The organism is Bacillus sp. AFS012607 (assembly GCF_002558005.1).
Taxonomy (GTDB): domain Bacteria; phylum Bacillota; class Bacilli; order Bacillales; family Bacillaceae_G; genus Bacillus_A; species Bacillus_A thuringiensis_S.
Window position 1 is genome coordinate 434477 of sequence record NZ_NTVM01000012.1, and the last position, 16132, is coordinate 450608.

Sequence of the window (16132 nt, forward strand, 5' to 3'; positions counted from 1 at the left end):
ACGCATGGTTATGTACACATGTCAAGACAACTTATTACAATAGAAAAAGCCAACCTTTTCGTTGGCTTTTTCATATGCAACGGCTCCTTTTTCTTTTGCCAATTGCTGAAATGATTTTTTCGATTTCACAATCCATACTTTCGTTCCAATTGGAATACGATCAAACAAATATTCCACATCGTTTTTCTTCATTCTTATACATCCTTGTGAAATATACTTTCCAATTGAACTCGGTTGGTTTGTTCCATGTATTCCATATTTACTTCCATCAGTTCCTCTTGCATTAAACCCAATCCACCTTGACCCAAGTGGATTTTTTGGCGATCCACCCGGAATATTCTTCGCAATGTAATACGGGTCCTTCGCTTTCATTACAACATCAAAAGTTCCTTCTGGAGTTAATTCATTCGTTTTCCCTGTCGCTACTGGAAAAACTTTTTGAATCTTTCCATCGTCAATGTAAGCTAATTTATTCGTTGCTTTATTTACAATAATAAAAGGATCTCCGGCACGCGGATTATCCCCAAGAGGCCAAAGCGGCGATAAAGAAAGACATAATATGATAGAGAGAAGATACGGCATAGATAATTCCTACCTTCTATATAAGTTCTTTTATATTATCCTTTCCCTTAAAGCGACTTTTAATGAGTAAATATTGTTCCATTTCATACACAAGTTGAACAAGTTTCGCACGTATCTCAAATTCTTCGCGTGTAGCTGGCAATGGCATGTCTCTAAATAATTCCCTCATTTCTTGAAGCTGCCTTAAGGAAATAACGCCAGTACTCTCAGGGCTAATAGCATTACCAATGTTTTCAACAACATCTGCAATCATGTCAGCTTGTTCATATGTCCACGATAAAGAAGCTGCTAGTGGTATCATTCGCTCTAAAATTTCGAATTGTTGCATACGCATATTAAAATAACGATAGTAATAATCATCTTCTCGCATAAATGCATTCTCAAGTTTTTTAAACGATAAATCTCTTGCCTCATTTAACATATTCTCGGTTTCAATGAGTTCTGCTCCACTCCAACTACTTTCTCGATTTCGTAAATACACAACCATTTCAAACAAAATCGTTTTAAAATTACTCTCTATTTTATCTTGATACTCTTTTAGCTTATTTTCACTACTCGGCATATACATATTCACTAATAGAGCCACGCTAATCCCTATCGTTAATATAGCAATTTCATTTCCAACTATAAGCCATGTAATTTGCTTCAATGAATACAGGTGCATAACAATAACTGAGCTCGTGACAATACCCTCTTGAATTTTGAGCATAACTGCAGTCGGAATAAATGTAAGTAACAATATGCTAATTGCAAGTGGTGTATAGCCGATCGTTTCAAAAATACAAAACGCGAATACCATTGATAATACACACGCTAGAAAACGATGTAACGACACTTGAAGCGATTTGCGCTTCGTATTTTGTACACATAAAATAACTAAAATACCCGCTGAACTATAAAATTCTAATCCTAATAACTGAGCAATAAAAACTGCCGCGCCTGTCCCAATTGCTGTTTTTACTGTACGATATCCAATTTTAAACATATCATTACTCCTATATGTATAAACGTATTTACAGTTAGTATAAAAAAAGGATGACACAATGTCATCCTTTTCTACTTATTATTCACATAACCTTTTCATATTACAATATTTTTTGTAAAAATTGTTGCGCACGTTCACTTTTCGGCGCTGCAAAAAATTCTTCTGGCACACTATCTTCTACAAGCTTTCCTCCGTCCAAGAAAAGAACACGATCTGCCACTTCTTTTGCAAAGCCCATTTCATGTGTAACGATAGCCATCGTCATTCCTGTCGTAACTAACGATTTCATAACTTCTAACACTTCTTTCACCATCTCTGGATCTAGCGCCGATGTCGGTTCATCAAATAACATAACTTCCGGTTCCATCGCTAACGCTCTTGCAATTGCTACACGTTGCTTTTGTCCTCCCGAAAGACGATTCGGATACGTATCTTTTTTATCTACTAATTCAACCTTTTCTAAAAGTTTCTCCGCTTTCTTTTCAGCTTCTTGCTTCGTTACCCCTTTTACATTGATAGGAGCATACGTAATATTTTCTAATACAGTCATATGAGGAAATAAGTGAAAATGCTGAAATACCATACCGACATTTTCACGAACATGCATAACATTCGTTTTCGAATTCGTTACTTCTTCCGTTCCAATCCAAATGTGACCATCCGTTGGTGCTTCTAACATATTCATACAACGTAAAAATGTTGATTTTCCTGATCCAGAAGGTCCTATAATTGCAACTACTTCCCCTTTTTCAATCGTTGTTGTAATTCCTTTTAATACTTCGTTTTTACCAAATGATTTATGAAGGTTTTCAATTTTAATCACTTTTCTTCATTCTCCCTTCAATTGCCTTCCCGACTAATGTAAGAATAATGACTAACATATAATAAATGAGTCCAACAAAAAGTAATGGTTCAAGATATTTAAATGTCTCACCGCCTACGATGTAAGCACGACGCATTAAATCAGTCGCGCCTATTACTGTTACTACAGCCGATTCTTTCGTAAGTGTCGCAAATTCGTTCACAAGAGCTGGTAATATATTTTTTAATGCTTGAGGGAAAATAATATTTCTCATCATTTTTCCGTACGGTATCCCTAAAGCCATCGCTGCTTCTGTTTGTCCTTTATCAACTGCTTGAATACCAGCACGAATCACTTCTGACATGTATGCACCTGAATTCAAGCTAAATGCAAGTACAGCTGCTAAGAATGCTGGTATTTCATAACCAATTATTTGCGGGACGCCGAAATAAATAATCATTAATTGCAATACAAGTGGTGTACCACGAAAAATTGATGTATAAAAATCTGCTGCTATATTTAACGCTCGTATTCTAGCAATTTTACAAAGTGCTAATAATGTTCCTAAAATAAATCCTGCTAAAGCTGATACTGCTACAATTTTCAAAGTAACTTCTAAACCTTTTAGTATATATGGTATCGAAGGCGTAATCGCCGAAAAATCTAAGTTCATCCTTTTCATTCCCCTCAAAGAAAAGTGAAAGGCAGCTTATTTTTCGCTGCCAAACCATTTCTTCACTAATTTATCCATTTCTCCATTTTCTTGCATTTTTTTAATTACTTTATTAAATTCAGCTGTTTTATCACTATTTTTCGGAAGGGCAATTGCTGCGCCAACTTCTTCTGGCGCTTCTTTAATTTCAATTCCTTTTAAATCTTTCATTTTCTCTAAATAATTTTTAGCAACTGTGTCTTCTATAATTGCAGCGTCAAAACGACCAGCTTTAATTTCTTGTACGATTTCTGGTATACGGTCACGTCCCTCAACTTGGAAATCTACTTGTTTTTTAAATTCTGCTGCTTTCTCTTCTTGAATAGATCCTGTTTGTACTCCTACTTTTTTCCCTTTTAAATCCTCTACAGATTTAATATTAGAATCCTTTTTAGAAACGACCATATTTTTCGCAACAAAATAAATATCTGTAAAATCAACATTATTTTTACGCTCTGCAGTTGGCGTCATACCTGCCATTACGAAATCAACTTTTCCTGAACTAAGAGATGCTAATAAACCACCAAAGTCCATATCTTTCACTTTCACTTCATACCCAAGTTCTTTTCCGATATATTTAGCAACATCAACATCAAAACCAATAATTTCATCACTTTTTGAAGCTTCCACGTATTCATATGGTTTATAATCTGCTGAAGTCCCCATTACGAGTACTTTCTTATTTCCTTTTGTTTCTTTCGATTCCCCATTACTACAAGCGCTGAATATACTTACAATTAAAATAAGTGCAAACGATATTGATAATAACTTCTTCATCTTTCTTCCCCCTAATAATGTATATTTAAAAGTTTAATAGAATATTTATTCGATGTTTGTATTGTATCAGCACTTTTATTTTTATGCAATATATAAAATAAAAATAAATAAAATAACAATACAAACGCTTTTTGTCGTGTATAAAATAATGCATAAAATAACATAACTATGCATATCTCAGAAATTAAAATAATAAATAAAAAAGGCGGCACATCCACTTGATTGTGGACGTGCCGCCTTTTTTATTATTTTTTATAGTTCTTCACAATTCTCTTCGAAATACGATTGTAGTTTTGCAATAACTTGCATCGGTTCATGACCTTCAATTTCATGACGCTCTACCATCGTTACAATTTTTCCATCTTTTAATAAAGCAAATGATGGAGAAGAAGGTGGGTACCCTTCGAAATATTCACGCGCTCTTGCTGTCGCTTCTTTATCTTGACCTGCAAACACCGTTACAAGGTGGTTAGGACGTTTATCATAATGTACGGAATGCGCAGCAGCAGGACGAGCGATACCACCTGCACAACCACATACAGAGTTTACCATTACAAGTGTTGTTCCATTTCTTTTAAACGCTTCTTCTACCGCTTCCGGCGTCGTCAATTCTGTATATCCAGCAGAGACAATCTCTTCACGCGCTTGGCGGACAACATCATTCATAAAAAAGTTAAAATTAATCACTCTTTTCCCTCCTCTAAAACTACCTATTTGTATCTTACCAGTTAATGTTTATGAAATACAAGTAAGTTTACTTGTATTTAAGTATAGAAAAGGTGTTAGAGCACTTGCTCTAACACCTTTTCTTTAATGACCACGATGTTTTTGCTTTGCTTTTTGTACTTTAATTAAACGTCTTCTTTCTTTTTCAGCTTCTCGCTTCTCCTTAGACTGCACTTTCTTTTCTTGTTTATGCAATTCATAAGATAAACTAATCGCCTCTTGCGCCTTAGTAAAACGTTTAACATTTGTTTCTTTTGCTGTTTGTCGTATGATACGCTTTATATTTTTAGGACGCTGTTTTTCTTTAACTTCTACACCACATTTTGCAAAATGCTGAAAATGCTCTAAAAGTGAACCATTCACAAACATAAGCACTTCTTCATCTGACGGTTCCGCTCCAAAAATATACCTCGCTCCATACAATTTCCCTTGTTCTTTGCATGTAATAATTCCAACAAAAAATTGGCCATCATGATATACTGTCAACTCCATTGACAGCCCCTCCTTTAAAAAATTAGAAATACGGGACATCCCGGAGGGGAAGGTTACTGACATGAAATCATGCGTCTGGACTACCAACCAGAGCTGTGTTTTTGTATTTCTTTCACTTTTATTATATCTTTTTTTCCATAATATTCATATATTCAGCAATTATTTTTTTATGCGATCCTACAATATAGTCAGGTAGTTCTGTTACTGAAAAGAATTTAAGCTGAACTGCTTCTTCTTTATTCATAACAAAATCCCCTTCGTATTCATCCGTATAATAGGCGGTTGTTACAGATTGAAATTCATCACCGTTTGCTAATTTTGTAAAGTAGTTCGCTCCAGAAAATACATTGATTAGTCGCAAGTTCTTCACTTTTATTCCTGTCTCTTCATATACTTCACGATAAGCTGTTTCTTCTGGTGATTCACTAAGCTCCATTAGTCCGCCAGGTAGCCCCCATTTTCCGTACGGCTCTGTCCGCTGCTGCAATAAAACATAACCATTTTCATTTATAACGAGTACAACAGCACCAACTAAAATTAAAGGGCGATGACCAACTATTTTTCGTAATTCTTCTACATATCCCACCGTATCGCCTCCTTTTTCGTTGTCCACACTATTGTATCATATGTACAAAACGACAAAATGCGTATATTTTTCATTTTTTTAACAAAATATTTATTTTATGTGATTCATCTACTGTAGCTAACATAATGGATTCAATTTCCGCACTCTTCTCTAAAAACTCTTTTGCCCACTCTTCTGTTTTTCCTATTAAAGCGAGAACGTCCTGTTGAATCCTTCCATTTTTCACTAAAATGAAAGAAACTGGAGACCTTCTCCCCGCCACTTTTAGATCCCGCCGTGAAGCTGCTTCATATTCTGGATACTGAAATATAGAAACAACGCCACTCGCTTCCCATAATGCTAATTTAACCGTTTGAATATCGCTCACATTTCGCATGCGAAGTTCCGAAAATAAATATTCCGCCGTAATTCTCGCCTTTTTCAAATTGCTAAAATCAATGGAACCATTGTGTATAAGAATGATAGGTGCTGGCTCTAAAAAGCGTCTCCATCTATCCCATTTCAGCATTAAAACTGAGCTTATAATATGAAGTACAACAAGTATGAACGTTGTAATCATCGAGCCCAGTAACCCTACTTTTTCATCAGACAATGCGTTAGAAATATTCCCACCAAGCAATAACACTAATACAACATCTAAAAAACGAAGTTGTGCGATAGACCTTTGCCCCATCGCTTTCGCAACTAATATTAAAAATATGTATGCTATAATAGCCCGAATAACCCATTCACTATTAGAAAGATGCCGTGCTCCTTCAAAAATATGCATATGCATCAATTTGCACTCCTTACCCGTCTCAAACTGCTATCCTGTTTTAGTTTGCAACGTTTATGAGCATATATGTAAAAAAGCTGATTCGTTTAAAAACGAACCAGCTTTTTTTACTTAACTGAAAACATATATTTTTTATAAGTTTTCCGTACCGATAGTATGAGCCCCATCATAATCATATTCGAGAATAAGGAACTTCCCCCATACGATAAGAAAGGTAATGCAATACCTTTTACAGGCATTAATCCAACGATCATACCGATGTTTTGGAATATTTGAACTGTTAATATACCAATCGATCCAGCGCATAATAATGTACCAAATAAATTATCAGCGGAATAACCAATAATAATTGTTCGATATAGTAGTAATAGGAACAAGAAGACAACTAACGCTGCTACGATAAACCCACCTTCTTCGGCAATTGTAGCGAAAATAAAGTCAGTATGCTTCTCTGGGATATAGACGCTTCCTCCCCCAAACCCTTTACCTTCCATTCCTCCACTACCTACAGCTAAAATCGATTGTTGCGTTTGGTAACCTTGATCTGCATTTTCAAATGGATTTAACCAACCTACAATACGCGACTGTTGGTGAGGTTTTAGTAAAGTAACTAAATTATTATAGAAAAAATCTTGATACTTAAAGAAAATAAATATTAAAGCAGATAATATGGTCAACGGAATAACTGTACATAATGCTATCAATTTCTTTTGTATACCTGACATAAATAAAATACATGCAATTGCAGCAGCATATAAGAACACCATACCTGTATCCGGTTGACTATATACAACCGCCATAGGCGGAAGTGACACTAGCATAATTTTACCTACTAGCTTTAAATCTGTTTGGAATGTCCTTGCCATATACTGTGCATTATGTTTCACTGCTATACTCGCTACTACAAGAAGCAATGCAATTTTGAAAAACTCAGACGGCTGAATTTGTCCAAATACTGGGAAAACAAACCATCTTTTTGCACCTAATTTTTCAGGTGTAAAACCTGATGGTGGTAATACTTTCAAAAGAATAAGTGAAGCAAACCCAGCAATATAAAGCGGCCAAGACAATTTTTGCAACTGATCTAAGTCAATGCTAGCAATAAGAAGTAACAATACAACCCCAATTATGTAGTTAATCCCCTGCTTCATAGCAAAGTTTGCAGCTCCATACTGTCCCGTTTGCTGACTGCTATATATAGCAGCTATACTCGTCACACATAGTGCACACAAAATTAAAATTAATTTTACATCTAAACTTTTTAGAAACTCGGTACTTCTTTTCATGACATCCTCCTGAAACATTGTTACAGCAAAATAAAAAACCAGGAGTCAACATTCTTCATGTTTTGACGACTGATTACACATTATCTATAAAACACTTATATAGAATAACTCTCTTTTTCATACAATACAATATATTATACTACAGTTTCATCAGTAAGATTTGCCAAAAAAATTATTCTTTTCTTATTTTATATCCATATACCATATATCAGCAATGTATTTTCGTAAATTCCTAATACATAATCGTTTATTGTAAGATTACTGGGAAAGGTATTTATACATATAGTAGGATGTAGATGAAGAAATAAGACGATAAAAAGCTCGCATAAGCGAGCTTTTTATTAATATACAGATGTATTGTTTTCTGACATGTTTTCTAAAATTTCTTTAACACGTCCTAAGAACTTACCACAGATTAAACCATCAAGTACGCGGTGATCAAGTGATAAACATAAGTTAACCATGTCACGAGCACCGAACATACCATTATCCATAATTACTGGGCGTTTTACAATTGATTCAACTTGTAAAATAGCCGCTTGTGGGTAATTAATAATACCCATAGATTGAACAGAACCGAATGATCCTGTGTTATTAATTGTAAATGTTCCACCTTGCATTTCGTCTGCTTTTAGCGATTTCGTGCGTACTTTTCCTGCAAGTTCTGTAATTTCACGAGCGATACCTTTAATTGTTTTCTCGTCCGCTTGCTTAATTACTGGTACAAATAATTCTTCCTCTGTTGCAACAGCGATAGAAAGGTTAATATCTTTCTTCTGAACAATTTTATCGCCAGCCCACATTGAATTAATTTGAGGATACTCTTTTAACGCTTGTGCCACTGCTTTTACGAAGAAAGCAAAGAACGTTAAGTTAAAGCCTTCACGCTTCTTAAAGTCACCTTTAATTGAGTTACGGTATGACACAAGGTTTGTCACATCTACTTCAATCATCATCCAAGCGTGTGGTGCTTCGTGTTTACTGCGTAACATGTTTGCTGCGATTGCTTTACGCACACCTGTTACTGGAATTTCGATATCTCCAGGCATTGTAGGTACAGAAACTGGTTTCGCAGCTTCTACTTTTTGCGCTACTGGTGCTGCTTTTGGTGCTTCTGGGCGAGCTTCTACTACTACCGCTACAGCTTCCTCTTTCTTCGCACCTGCTTGTGGAATATTTCCAGATTCCACTAGCTTTAAAATATCTTTACGAGTGATACGGCCGTTTGCTCCCGTACCCTCTACTAAATCTAAATCAACGTTATGCTCACCCGCAAGTTTTAACACAGCTGGTGAAAAACGTGGTTTTCCATCAGTTGGTTGTTTTACTTTCGGTGCTTTTTCAGGCGTAATTGCTGCTGCCTTTGGTTCTTCTTTCGTTTTTTCCTCAACAGCTGTTGCTGCTACTTCGTCTGCGCCTTCTACTTGAATCACACAAACTACTTCACCTACAGCTAACGTATCACCTTCACCAGCGATTAACTCTTTCACAATACCAGTGAAAGAAGATGGTACTTCAGCATTTACTTTATCAGTCATTACTTCTGCAAGCGGATCATACTTGTTTACGTGATCGCCAACATTAACGAGCCATTTACTAATTGTGCCCTCTGTAACGCTCTCCCCGAGCTGAGGCATTGTAATATTTTCTACAGCCATGTATAGTCCCCCCGATTAAAATTCCGCAAGTTCACGCATTGCTTTTTCAACTTTATCTGGATTTACCATAAAGAATTTTTCCATTGTTGGTGCATATGGCATTGCTGGAACGTCTGGACCTGCAAGACGTGCGATTGGCGCATCTAAATCAAATAGACAGTTTTCAGCAATAATTGCTGCCACTTCACTCATAATGCTTCCTTCTTTATTGTCTTCTGTTACAAGAAGAACTTTACCTGTTTTAGAAGCTGCTTCAATGATTGCTTCTTTATCTAATGGATATACAGTACGTAAATCAAGAATGTGTGCAGAGATGCCATCTTGTGCTAACTTTTCAGCTGCTTGAAGAGCAAAATGAACACATAATCCGTACGTGATAACTGTAATATCATCACCTTCACGTTTTACATCTGCTTTTCCGATTGGTAATACGTAGTCATCCTCCGGCACTTCACCTTTAATTAAACGATATGCACGTTTATGTTCGAAGAATAATACTGGATCTTCATCACGAATGGCTGCTTTTAATAAGCCTTTTGCATCATATGGTGTAGAAGGGATAACGATTTTTAAACCTGGTTGGTTTGCAAACATCGCTTCTACAGATTGTGAATGATACAATGCACCGTGAACCCCCCCGCCAAATGGTGCACGGATTGTAACTGGACAAGTCCAATCATTATTAGAACGATAACGAATTTTTGCTGCCTCAGAAACAATTTGGTTTACTGCTGGCATGATGAAATCAGCAAACTGCATTTCAGCGATTGGACGCATACCATACATTGCTGCACCAATTGCTACCCCAGCAATTGCAGATTCTGCAAGCGGTGCATCAAGCGCACGATCTTCACCAAATTGATCATACAAACCGTGTGTCGCTTTAAACACGCCACCTTTTTTACCAACATCTTCTCCTAAAACGAATACTTTCTCATCGCGTTCCATTTCTTCGCGCATTGCTAATGTAATAGCATCAATATAAGACATTACAGCCATGAAACGTTCCCCCCTATTCTGCGTATACGTGCTTCAATGCATCTTCAGGTGCTGCATACGGAGCATTTTCTGCATATTCTGTTGCTTCATTTACGATATGCATAATTTCGTCTAACATTTGTTTTTCCGATTCCTCAGTTAACACACCAGCTTCTTTTAAATAAGCCGCGAATGTTATAATTGAATCTTTTTTCTTTGCTTCTTCTACTTCTTCTTTATCACGATAAACACGATCATCATCGTCACTAGAATGTGCTGTTAAACGATATGATACTGTTTCAATTAAAGTTGGGCCTTCACCACGACGACCGCGATCTGCTGCTTCTTTTACAGCTTTATATACTGCAAGCGGATCGTTTCCGTCTATTGTATATCCAGGCATACCATAACCAATTGCACGATCTGATACGTTTTTACATGCTAATTGTTTTTCAACCGGAATAGAGATTGCATATTTGTTATTTTCACACATAAAAATAACAGGTAGTTTGTGTACACCAGCAAAGTTTGCCCCTTCATGGAAGTCACCTTGGTTTGAAGAACCTTCTCCAAATGTAACGAACGTTACTAAATCTTTCTTCTCCATTTTTCCAGCTAGTGCAATACCAACTGCATGTGGTACTTGCGTTGTTACTGGAGATGAACCTGTAACAATACGATTTTTCTTTTGACCGAAGTGACCAGGCATTTGACGACCACCAGAGTTTGGATCTCCAGCTTTCGCGAAAGCAGACAACATAAGCTCTTTAGCTGTCATACCAAATGCTAGTACAACACCCATATCACGATAGTATGGTAATGCATAATCTTTCTCTCTATCAAGAGCGAACGCCGCTCCAACTTGTGCAGCCTCTTGTCCTTGACAAGAAATTACGAATGGAATTTTACCAGCGCGGTTTAATAACCACATACGTTCGTCGATTTTACGTGCAAGTAACATCGTACGGAACATTTCTAATACTTGCTCATCACTTAAGCCAAGCTCTTCATGGCGCTTTTCTTTTACTTCTGCCATTTTTCATAACCTCCTAAATCCACATTTTTATGCGTGTAACGCTCTTCCATCTACAGCAAGTGCTGCTTCACCAATCGCCTCAGATAATGATGGATGCGGATGAATTGTATGTGCTACTTCCCAAGGTGTTGCATCAAGTACTCTTGCAAGACCAGCTTCAGAAATCATATCTGTTACATGTGGTCCAATCATATGAACACCAAGAATGTCATTTGTCTCTTCATCAACTACAAGTTTTACGAAACCATCTGATTCTCCGTATACAAGTGCTTTTCCGATTGCGCGGAATGAGAACTTACCTACTTTTAACTTATAGCCTTTTTCTTTCGCTTCTTGTTCTGTTAAGCCAACAGAAGCAACTTCTGGACTGCTATATACGCATTTTGATACCATAGAGTAATCAATTGGTGTAACTTCTTTCCCTGCAATATGTTCTACTGCAGCAATTCCTTCATGAGAAGCAACGTGAGCAAGTTGCAAACCACCGATTACATCTCCAATTGCGTAAATATGCGATTCTTTCGTTTGATAAAACTCATTTGTTTGAATGTATCCTTTTTCCACAACGATATCTGTGTTCTCTAAGCCAATATTTTGCGTATTCGCTTGTCTTCCAACAGATACAAGCATTTTTTCAGCTTTAAATTCTTTTTTCTCACCGTTATGTTCAGCTTGGATTGTTACTCCATTATCTTTTACCAATGTTTCTGGTAATACTTTTGCACCAGTTACCACTTTAATACCTTTTTTCTTGAATAGACGTTGCATTTCTTTTGAAACGTCTTGATCTTCTAGTGGTAATATCGTTTTTGCATACTCTAATACTGTAACTTCTACACCGAAGTCAGCAAGCATAGATGCCCACTCAATACCGATTACACCGCCACCAACGATAATAATCGAACTAGGAAGCGTTTCCATTTTTAGGGCATGATCCGAAGACATTACGTATTCTCCATCTAATTCTAAACCTGGTAATGAATTTGGACGAGAACCTGTTGCAACAAGTACATTTTTTGGAATTAACATTTCATTCTCTTCTCCACTTGCAAGTTCAACTGAAATTGTCCCTGGCATAGGAGAGAAAATAGACGGGCCAAGAATACGACCAATACCTTCAAACACATCAATTTTACCTTGTTTCATTAAATGTTGAACGCCTTTATGAAGCTGCGTTACAATCTTCTCTTTACGCTCTTGTACTTTCGCAAAGTTTAGTTCTACATTGCTTGCAATAACTCCGAACTCTTCGCTTTTTTTAGCAGTTGCATATACTTCCGCACTACGTAAAAGAGCTTTACTAGGAATACATCCTTTGTGTAAACAAGTACCACCAAGATTTTCTTTTTCGACTAGTGCTGTTTTTAATCCTAATTGTGATGCACGAATTGCAGCAACATATCCACCAGTACCGCCGCCAACGATGACTAAATCATATTCTTTTGCCATTATCTCAACCCCTAGCTACCGTTTCTTTTTCACGTACAACGTATTCTTTTGGAGCTTCTTCTTCACGTAACACACGAAGTGCTCCTTCTGCTAACGCTTCTAACTCATCTTCGCCTGGATGTACGATAACATCTGCAATCCAGTCCACTCGCTCTTTTATTTCATCGACAAGAATTTTACTGTATGCCAGTCCACCAGTTAATACGATTGCATCGATTTTTCCGTGAAGTACAGCGCTAGCTCCGCCAATCTCTTTTGCAACTTGATATGCCATTGCCTTATAAATAAGAGTTGCTTCAGGATCACCTTTTTCAACCATTTTCTCTACTTTAATCGCATCATTTGTACCGATTAAACTTACAAGTCCACCTTGTCCGACAAGTTTTTTAATCATTTCATCACGGTAATACTCACCAGAGAAACACATTTCTACTAGTTGCCCTACTGGTACTGTACCAGCGCGCTCTGGACTAAATGGTCCTTCTCCGTTTAAACCGTTATTCACATCGACTACTCTTCCTTTTTTATGAGCACCAACTGTAATGCCACCGCCCATATGTGTAACTAATAAATTTAAATCCTCGTATTTGTGATTTAACTGTTCAGCTACTTTACGAGCAACTGCTTTTTGATTTAATGCATGGAAGATACTTTTGCGTTCCATACCAGCAATGCCACTTATACGAGCAACCGGCTCCATCTCATCTACAACGACAGGATCCACAATGAATGCAGGGATATTTAATCCAGAAGCAATTTCATATGCCAAAATGCCTCCAAGGTTTGAAGCGTGATGACCGCTAAAGCCATTTTTCAAATCTTCTAACATCGCATCGTTTACTGTATAAGTACCGCCTTCGATTGGACGAAGTAATCCACCACGTCCACAAACAGCGTTTAATTTTGAAATGTTAATACCATGAGAATGTAGAACTTCTAAAATCGTTTCTTTTCGAAACTCATATTGGTCGATAATTCGCTTATATTTTCCAATCTGTTCTACGTCATGACGAATCGTTTCTTCTAGAACGGGTCTTTCATTATCAAAAACACCAATTTTTGTGGATGTACTACCTGGGTTAATAACAAGAATTCGATTTACAGACAATGTTGCTACCTCCACTAATAAATTCAAAAGGAAGCGGAAACCTCATAAGAGGTAACCACACCTTTTGTAAAAGTTATATATGAATGATTAGCGACGGCTAATAATATCGTGACCGTTGCGTAAGTAAGTGCTACGAGAATTTTTCAAGCTTGCAATGCGCTCTTCAGCTAGACAATCTGCCGCTACATAAGTTGCTATGCCATCGCGTTTTGAAATTTCGATTACTTTTGCAATCGTGTCATAAATAGACTCAACACGTTTTAGTGCACGTTCTCTATTGTATCCATATAATTCGTCTGCTACGTTAATTACGCCACCTGCATTAATTACATAATCTGGTGCGTATACAATACCCATTTCATGAATGATGTCACCGTGACGATCTTCTTTTAATTGGTTATTTGCAGAACCTGCGATTACTTTTGCTTTAAGTTGTGGAATAGTTTCATCATTAACTGTTGCGCCTAATGCACATGGTGCGTAAATATCGCATTCAACACCGTAAATTTCATTTGGTTCAACTGCTGATGCACCGAATTCTTCTACAGCACGTTGTACAGCTTCTTTATTAATATCTGTAACGATTAATTTTGCTCCTTCAGCGTGTAAATGTTTGCATAGATGATATGCTACGTTACCAACGCCTTGAACAGCAATTACTTTTCCTTCTAAATTGTCAGTACCGAAAGCTTCTTTTGCAGCTGCTTTCATACCACGATAAACACCGTATGCAGTTACTGGAGATGGGTTACCAGAAGAACCGAATGATGGTGAGATACCTGTTACAAAGTCAGTTTCTTCGTGGATAATATCCATATCATCTACTGTTGTACCAACATCTTCAGCTGTAATGTATCGTCCGTTTAGTCCTTGGATATAACGTCCTAGTGCACGGAACATTGCTTCACTCTTATCTTTACGAGGATCACCGATAATTACTGTTTTCGCACCACCTAAGTTTAAACCAGCTGCTGCGTTTTTGTATGTCATCCCTTTTGCAAGACGCAATGCATCTTCAATCGCCGCTTCTTCAGAATCATATGTCCACATTCTTGTTCCACCAAGAGCCGGTCCAAGTGTTGTATCATGAATTGCAATAATTGCTTTTAAACCAGATTCTTTATCTTGACAAAATACCACTTGCTCATAATCATATTTTTCTAAGTATTCGAAGATTTCTAATGTCATTGTCGTTTCCCCCTAATGTTTTACCCTTTTTGGTTTATTTTGAAGCAGTCGCAACTGCCAATGCTAATGAATATACTTTTGTTTCTGCTGAATCAGCACGAGATGTTAAAACAATCGGTGCTTTTGCGCCAGCAATCATTGCTCCTACTTTTGCATCCGCAAAGTATACGAGTGATTTATATAGCACATTTCCAGCTTCAATCGTTGGGACGAGTAAAATATCTGCCTTACCTGCTACATCACTTACTATGCCTTTATGCTCTGCTGCAATTTGTGATACTGCATTATCTAAAGCAAGTGGTCCATCAACGATACAATCTTTAATTTGTCCGCGGCGATTCATTTGTGTTAACATCGCTGCATCAATTGTCGCCTGCATCGCTGGATTCACAACTTCTACTGCTGCAATTGGTGCCACTTTTGGCAAGTCGATTCCTATTGCCTGGGCAACTTCTACAGTATTTTGTATAATAGCAGCTTTTTGTGTTACATCAGGTGCGATGTTCATCGCTGCATCTGTAACGAAAATAAGACGATCATAATTTGGAACTTCAAATGCTGCTACATGTGAAAGTACGCTACCTTTACGTAGGCCCCACTCTTTGTTTAACACAGCCTTCAAAATATTCGCTGTTGGGATGTTCCCCTTCATAAGCACGTCTGCCTCACCATTTCTCACAGCTTTAACAGAAAGTTCTGCAGCCTCTGCATTAGACATTGCTGCAATCACTTCAACATGTTCTGAAGTTTGTAAACCATGTTCTTGTAGCATCCCCATTATTTTTTCTTGATTTCCATATAGACGAAATTGAGCTAGCTGTAATTTAATTGCTTTCGCTACAGCTTCAATTACTTCATGATCTTCAGCTACTGCTACAGCTACAGTTTTTTTAGGCTGTCCCGCTGCTTGATCAATTAAGTATTCTAACTTCATATTTTGTAATCAACCCTTTCCGTCGTCCCTCGTCTATTTATAAAGCAAATACCGTGCC

17 protein-coding genes are annotated in these 16132 nt (G+C 37.2%); all 17 read right to left on the reverse strand.

The genetic code is table 11. The features are described from left to right. Window positions 1-21: 21 nt before the first annotated feature. On the reverse strand, window positions 22-582 hold the full coding sequence (locus CN409_RS15660; RefSeq protein ID WP_001146571.1) for a L,D-transpeptidase: 561 nt from the start codon (window positions 580-582) through the stop codon (window positions 22-24). A 16-nt stretch (window positions 583-598) separates the two neighbouring features. Then, entirely contained in the window at window positions 599-1567 is a 969-nt protein-coding gene (locus CN409_RS15665) for an aromatic acid exporter family protein (protein WP_000472671.1), read from the reverse strand. 100 nt (window positions 1568-1667) lie between these two features. After that, complete coding sequence (locus tag CN409_RS15670; RefSeq protein WP_097981597.1) at window positions 1668-2390, reverse strand: amino acid ABC transporter ATP-binding protein; 723 nt, start codon at window positions 2388-2390, stop codon at window positions 1668-1670. Next, window positions 2383-3042, reverse strand: coding sequence for an amino acid ABC transporter permease (locus tag CN409_RS15675; RefSeq protein ID WP_001046915.1), 660 nt, complete (start codon window positions 3040-3042; stop codon window positions 2383-2385). Before CN409_RS15675 ends, CN409_RS15670 begins: the two co-directional genes overlap by 8 nt. A gap of 36 nt (window positions 3043-3078) precedes the next feature. Then, on the reverse strand, window positions 3079-3858 hold the full coding sequence (locus tag CN409_RS15680; RefSeq protein ID WP_000735462.1) for a transporter substrate-binding domain-containing protein: 780 nt from the start codon (window positions 3856-3858) through the stop codon (window positions 3079-3081). 252 nt (window positions 3859-4110) lie between these two features. Continuing rightward, entirely contained in the window at window positions 4111-4524 is a 414-nt protein-coding gene (locus CN409_RS15690) for a BrxA/BrxB family bacilliredoxin (RefSeq protein WP_001979317.1), read from the reverse strand. Window positions 4525-4668: 144 nt separating this feature from the next. Further along, complete coding sequence (locus CN409_RS15695; RefSeq protein WP_000424202.1) at window positions 4669-5076, reverse strand: YjdF family protein; 408 nt, start codon at window positions 5074-5076, stop codon at window positions 4669-4671. A 121-nt stretch (window positions 5077-5197) separates the two neighbouring features. Further along, window positions 5198-5662, reverse strand: a complete 465-nt coding sequence (locus CN409_RS15700; RefSeq protein ID WP_097981594.1) for an NUDIX hydrolase — start codon at window positions 5660-5662, stop codon at window positions 5198-5200. 70 nt (window positions 5663-5732) lie between these two features. Continuing rightward, a complete protein-coding gene (locus tag CN409_RS15705; protein ID WP_000550956.1) occupies window positions 5733-6437 on the reverse strand; it encodes a DUF421 domain-containing protein in 705 nt (234 codons plus the stop codon). Window positions 6438-6544: 107 nt separating this feature from the next. Beyond that, on the reverse strand, window positions 6545-7723 hold the full coding sequence (locus tag CN409_RS15710) for an FtsW/RodA/SpoVE family cell cycle protein (protein WP_000831177.1): 1179 nt from the start codon (window positions 7721-7723) through the stop codon (window positions 6545-6547). A gap of 341 nt (window positions 7724-8064) precedes the next feature. Continuing rightward, window positions 8065-9381 carry a dihydrolipoamide acetyltransferase family protein gene (locus CN409_RS15720; RefSeq protein WP_000257646.1) on the reverse strand — a complete coding sequence of 439 codons (1317 nt, stop codon included), beginning with the start codon at window positions 9379-9381 and terminating at the stop codon, window positions 8065-8067. 15 nt (window positions 9382-9396) lie between these two features. Beyond that, window positions 9397-10380: a 3-methyl-2-oxobutanoate dehydrogenase subunit beta gene (gene bfmBAB / locus CN409_RS15725; protein WP_000290071.1), complete on the reverse strand. Its 984-nt coding sequence runs from the start codon at window positions 10378-10380 to the stop codon at window positions 9397-9399. Window positions 10381-10393: 13 nt separating this feature from the next. Further along, window positions 10394-11395 carry a 3-methyl-2-oxobutanoate dehydrogenase subunit alpha gene (gene bfmBAA / locus CN409_RS15730; protein WP_000852551.1) on the reverse strand — a complete coding sequence of 334 codons (1002 nt, stop codon included), beginning with the start codon at window positions 11393-11395 and terminating at the stop codon, window positions 10394-10396. Between the two features lie 27 nt (window positions 11396-11422). Next, on the reverse strand, window positions 11423-12844 hold the full coding sequence (lpdA, locus tag CN409_RS15735) for a dihydrolipoyl dehydrogenase (protein ID WP_086390495.1): 1422 nt from the start codon (window positions 12842-12844) through the stop codon (window positions 11423-11425). Window positions 12845-12848: 4 nt separating this feature from the next. Beyond that, window positions 12849-13952, reverse strand: coding sequence for a butyrate kinase (gene buk / locus CN409_RS15740; RefSeq protein WP_000115782.1), 1104 nt, complete (start codon window positions 13950-13952; stop codon window positions 12849-12851). 87 nt (window positions 13953-14039) lie between these two features. Beyond that, the gene (locus CN409_RS15745; RefSeq protein WP_086390494.1) at window positions 14040-15140 is read right to left on the reverse strand and encodes a leucine dehydrogenase; all 1101 of its coding nucleotides are present in this window, start codon (window positions 15138-15140) and stop codon (window positions 14040-14042) included. A 34-nt stretch (window positions 15141-15174) separates the two neighbouring features. Continuing rightward, entirely contained in the window at window positions 15175-16074 is a 900-nt protein-coding gene (yqiS, locus tag CN409_RS15750) for a phosphate butyryltransferase (RefSeq protein ID WP_000764673.1), read from the reverse strand. Between the last annotated feature and the right edge of the window lie 58 nt (window positions 16075-16132).

Bases quoted from the DNA above. Each gene is read 5' to 3' on its own strand.
- CN409_RS15660 (WP_001146571.1), bottom strand. From the start codon at position 582: ATGCCGTATCTTCTCTCTATCATATTATGTCTTTCTTTATCGCCGCTT.
- CN409_RS15665 (WP_000472671.1), bottom strand. From the start codon at position 1,567: ATGTTTAAAATTGGATATCGTACAGTAAAAACAGCAATTGGGACAGGC.
- CN409_RS15675 (WP_001046915.1), bottom strand. From the start codon at position 3,042: ATGAACTTAGATTTTTCGGCGATTACGCCTTCGATACCATATATACTA.
- CN409_RS15680 (WP_000735462.1), bottom strand. From the start codon at position 3,858: ATGAAGAAGTTATTATCAATATCGTTTGCACTTATTTTAATTGTAAGT.
- CN409_RS15690 (WP_001979317.1), bottom strand. From the start codon at position 4,524: ATGAATGATGTTGTCCGCCAAGCGCGTGAAGAGATTGTCTCTGCTGGA.
- CN409_RS15695 (WP_000424202.1), bottom strand. From the start codon at position 5,076: ATGGAGTTGACAGTATATCATGATGGCCAATTTTTTGTTGGAATTATT.
- CN409_RS15705 (WP_000550956.1), bottom strand. From the start codon at position 6,437: ATGCATATGCATATTTTTGAAGGAGCACGGCATCTTTCTAATAGTGAA.
- CN409_RS15710 (WP_000831177.1), bottom strand. From the start codon at position 7,723: ATGAAAAGAAGTACCGAGTTTCTAAAAAGTTTAGATGTAAAATTAATT.
- CN409_RS15720 (WP_000257646.1), bottom strand. From the start codon at position 9,381: ATGGCTGTAGAAAATATTACAATGCCTCAGCTCGGGGAGAGCGTTACA.
- bfmBAB (WP_000290071.1), bottom strand. From the start codon at position 10,380: ATGGCTGTAATGTCTTATATTGATGCTATTACATTAGCAATGCGCGAA.
- bfmBAA (WP_000852551.1), bottom strand. From the start codon at position 11,395: ATGGCAGAAGTAAAAGAAAAGCGCCATGAAGAGCTTGGCTTAAGTGAT.
- lpdA (WP_086390495.1), bottom strand. From the start codon at position 12,844: ATGGCAAAAGAATATGATTTAGTCATCGTTGGCGGCGGTACTGGTGGA.
- CN409_RS15745 (WP_086390494.1), bottom strand. From the start codon at position 15,140: ATGACATTAGAAATCTTCGAATACTTAGAAAAATATGATTATGAGCAA.
- yqiS (WP_000764673.1), bottom strand. From the start codon at position 16,074: ATGAAGTTAGAATACTTAATTGATCAAGCAGCGGGACAGCCTAAAAAA.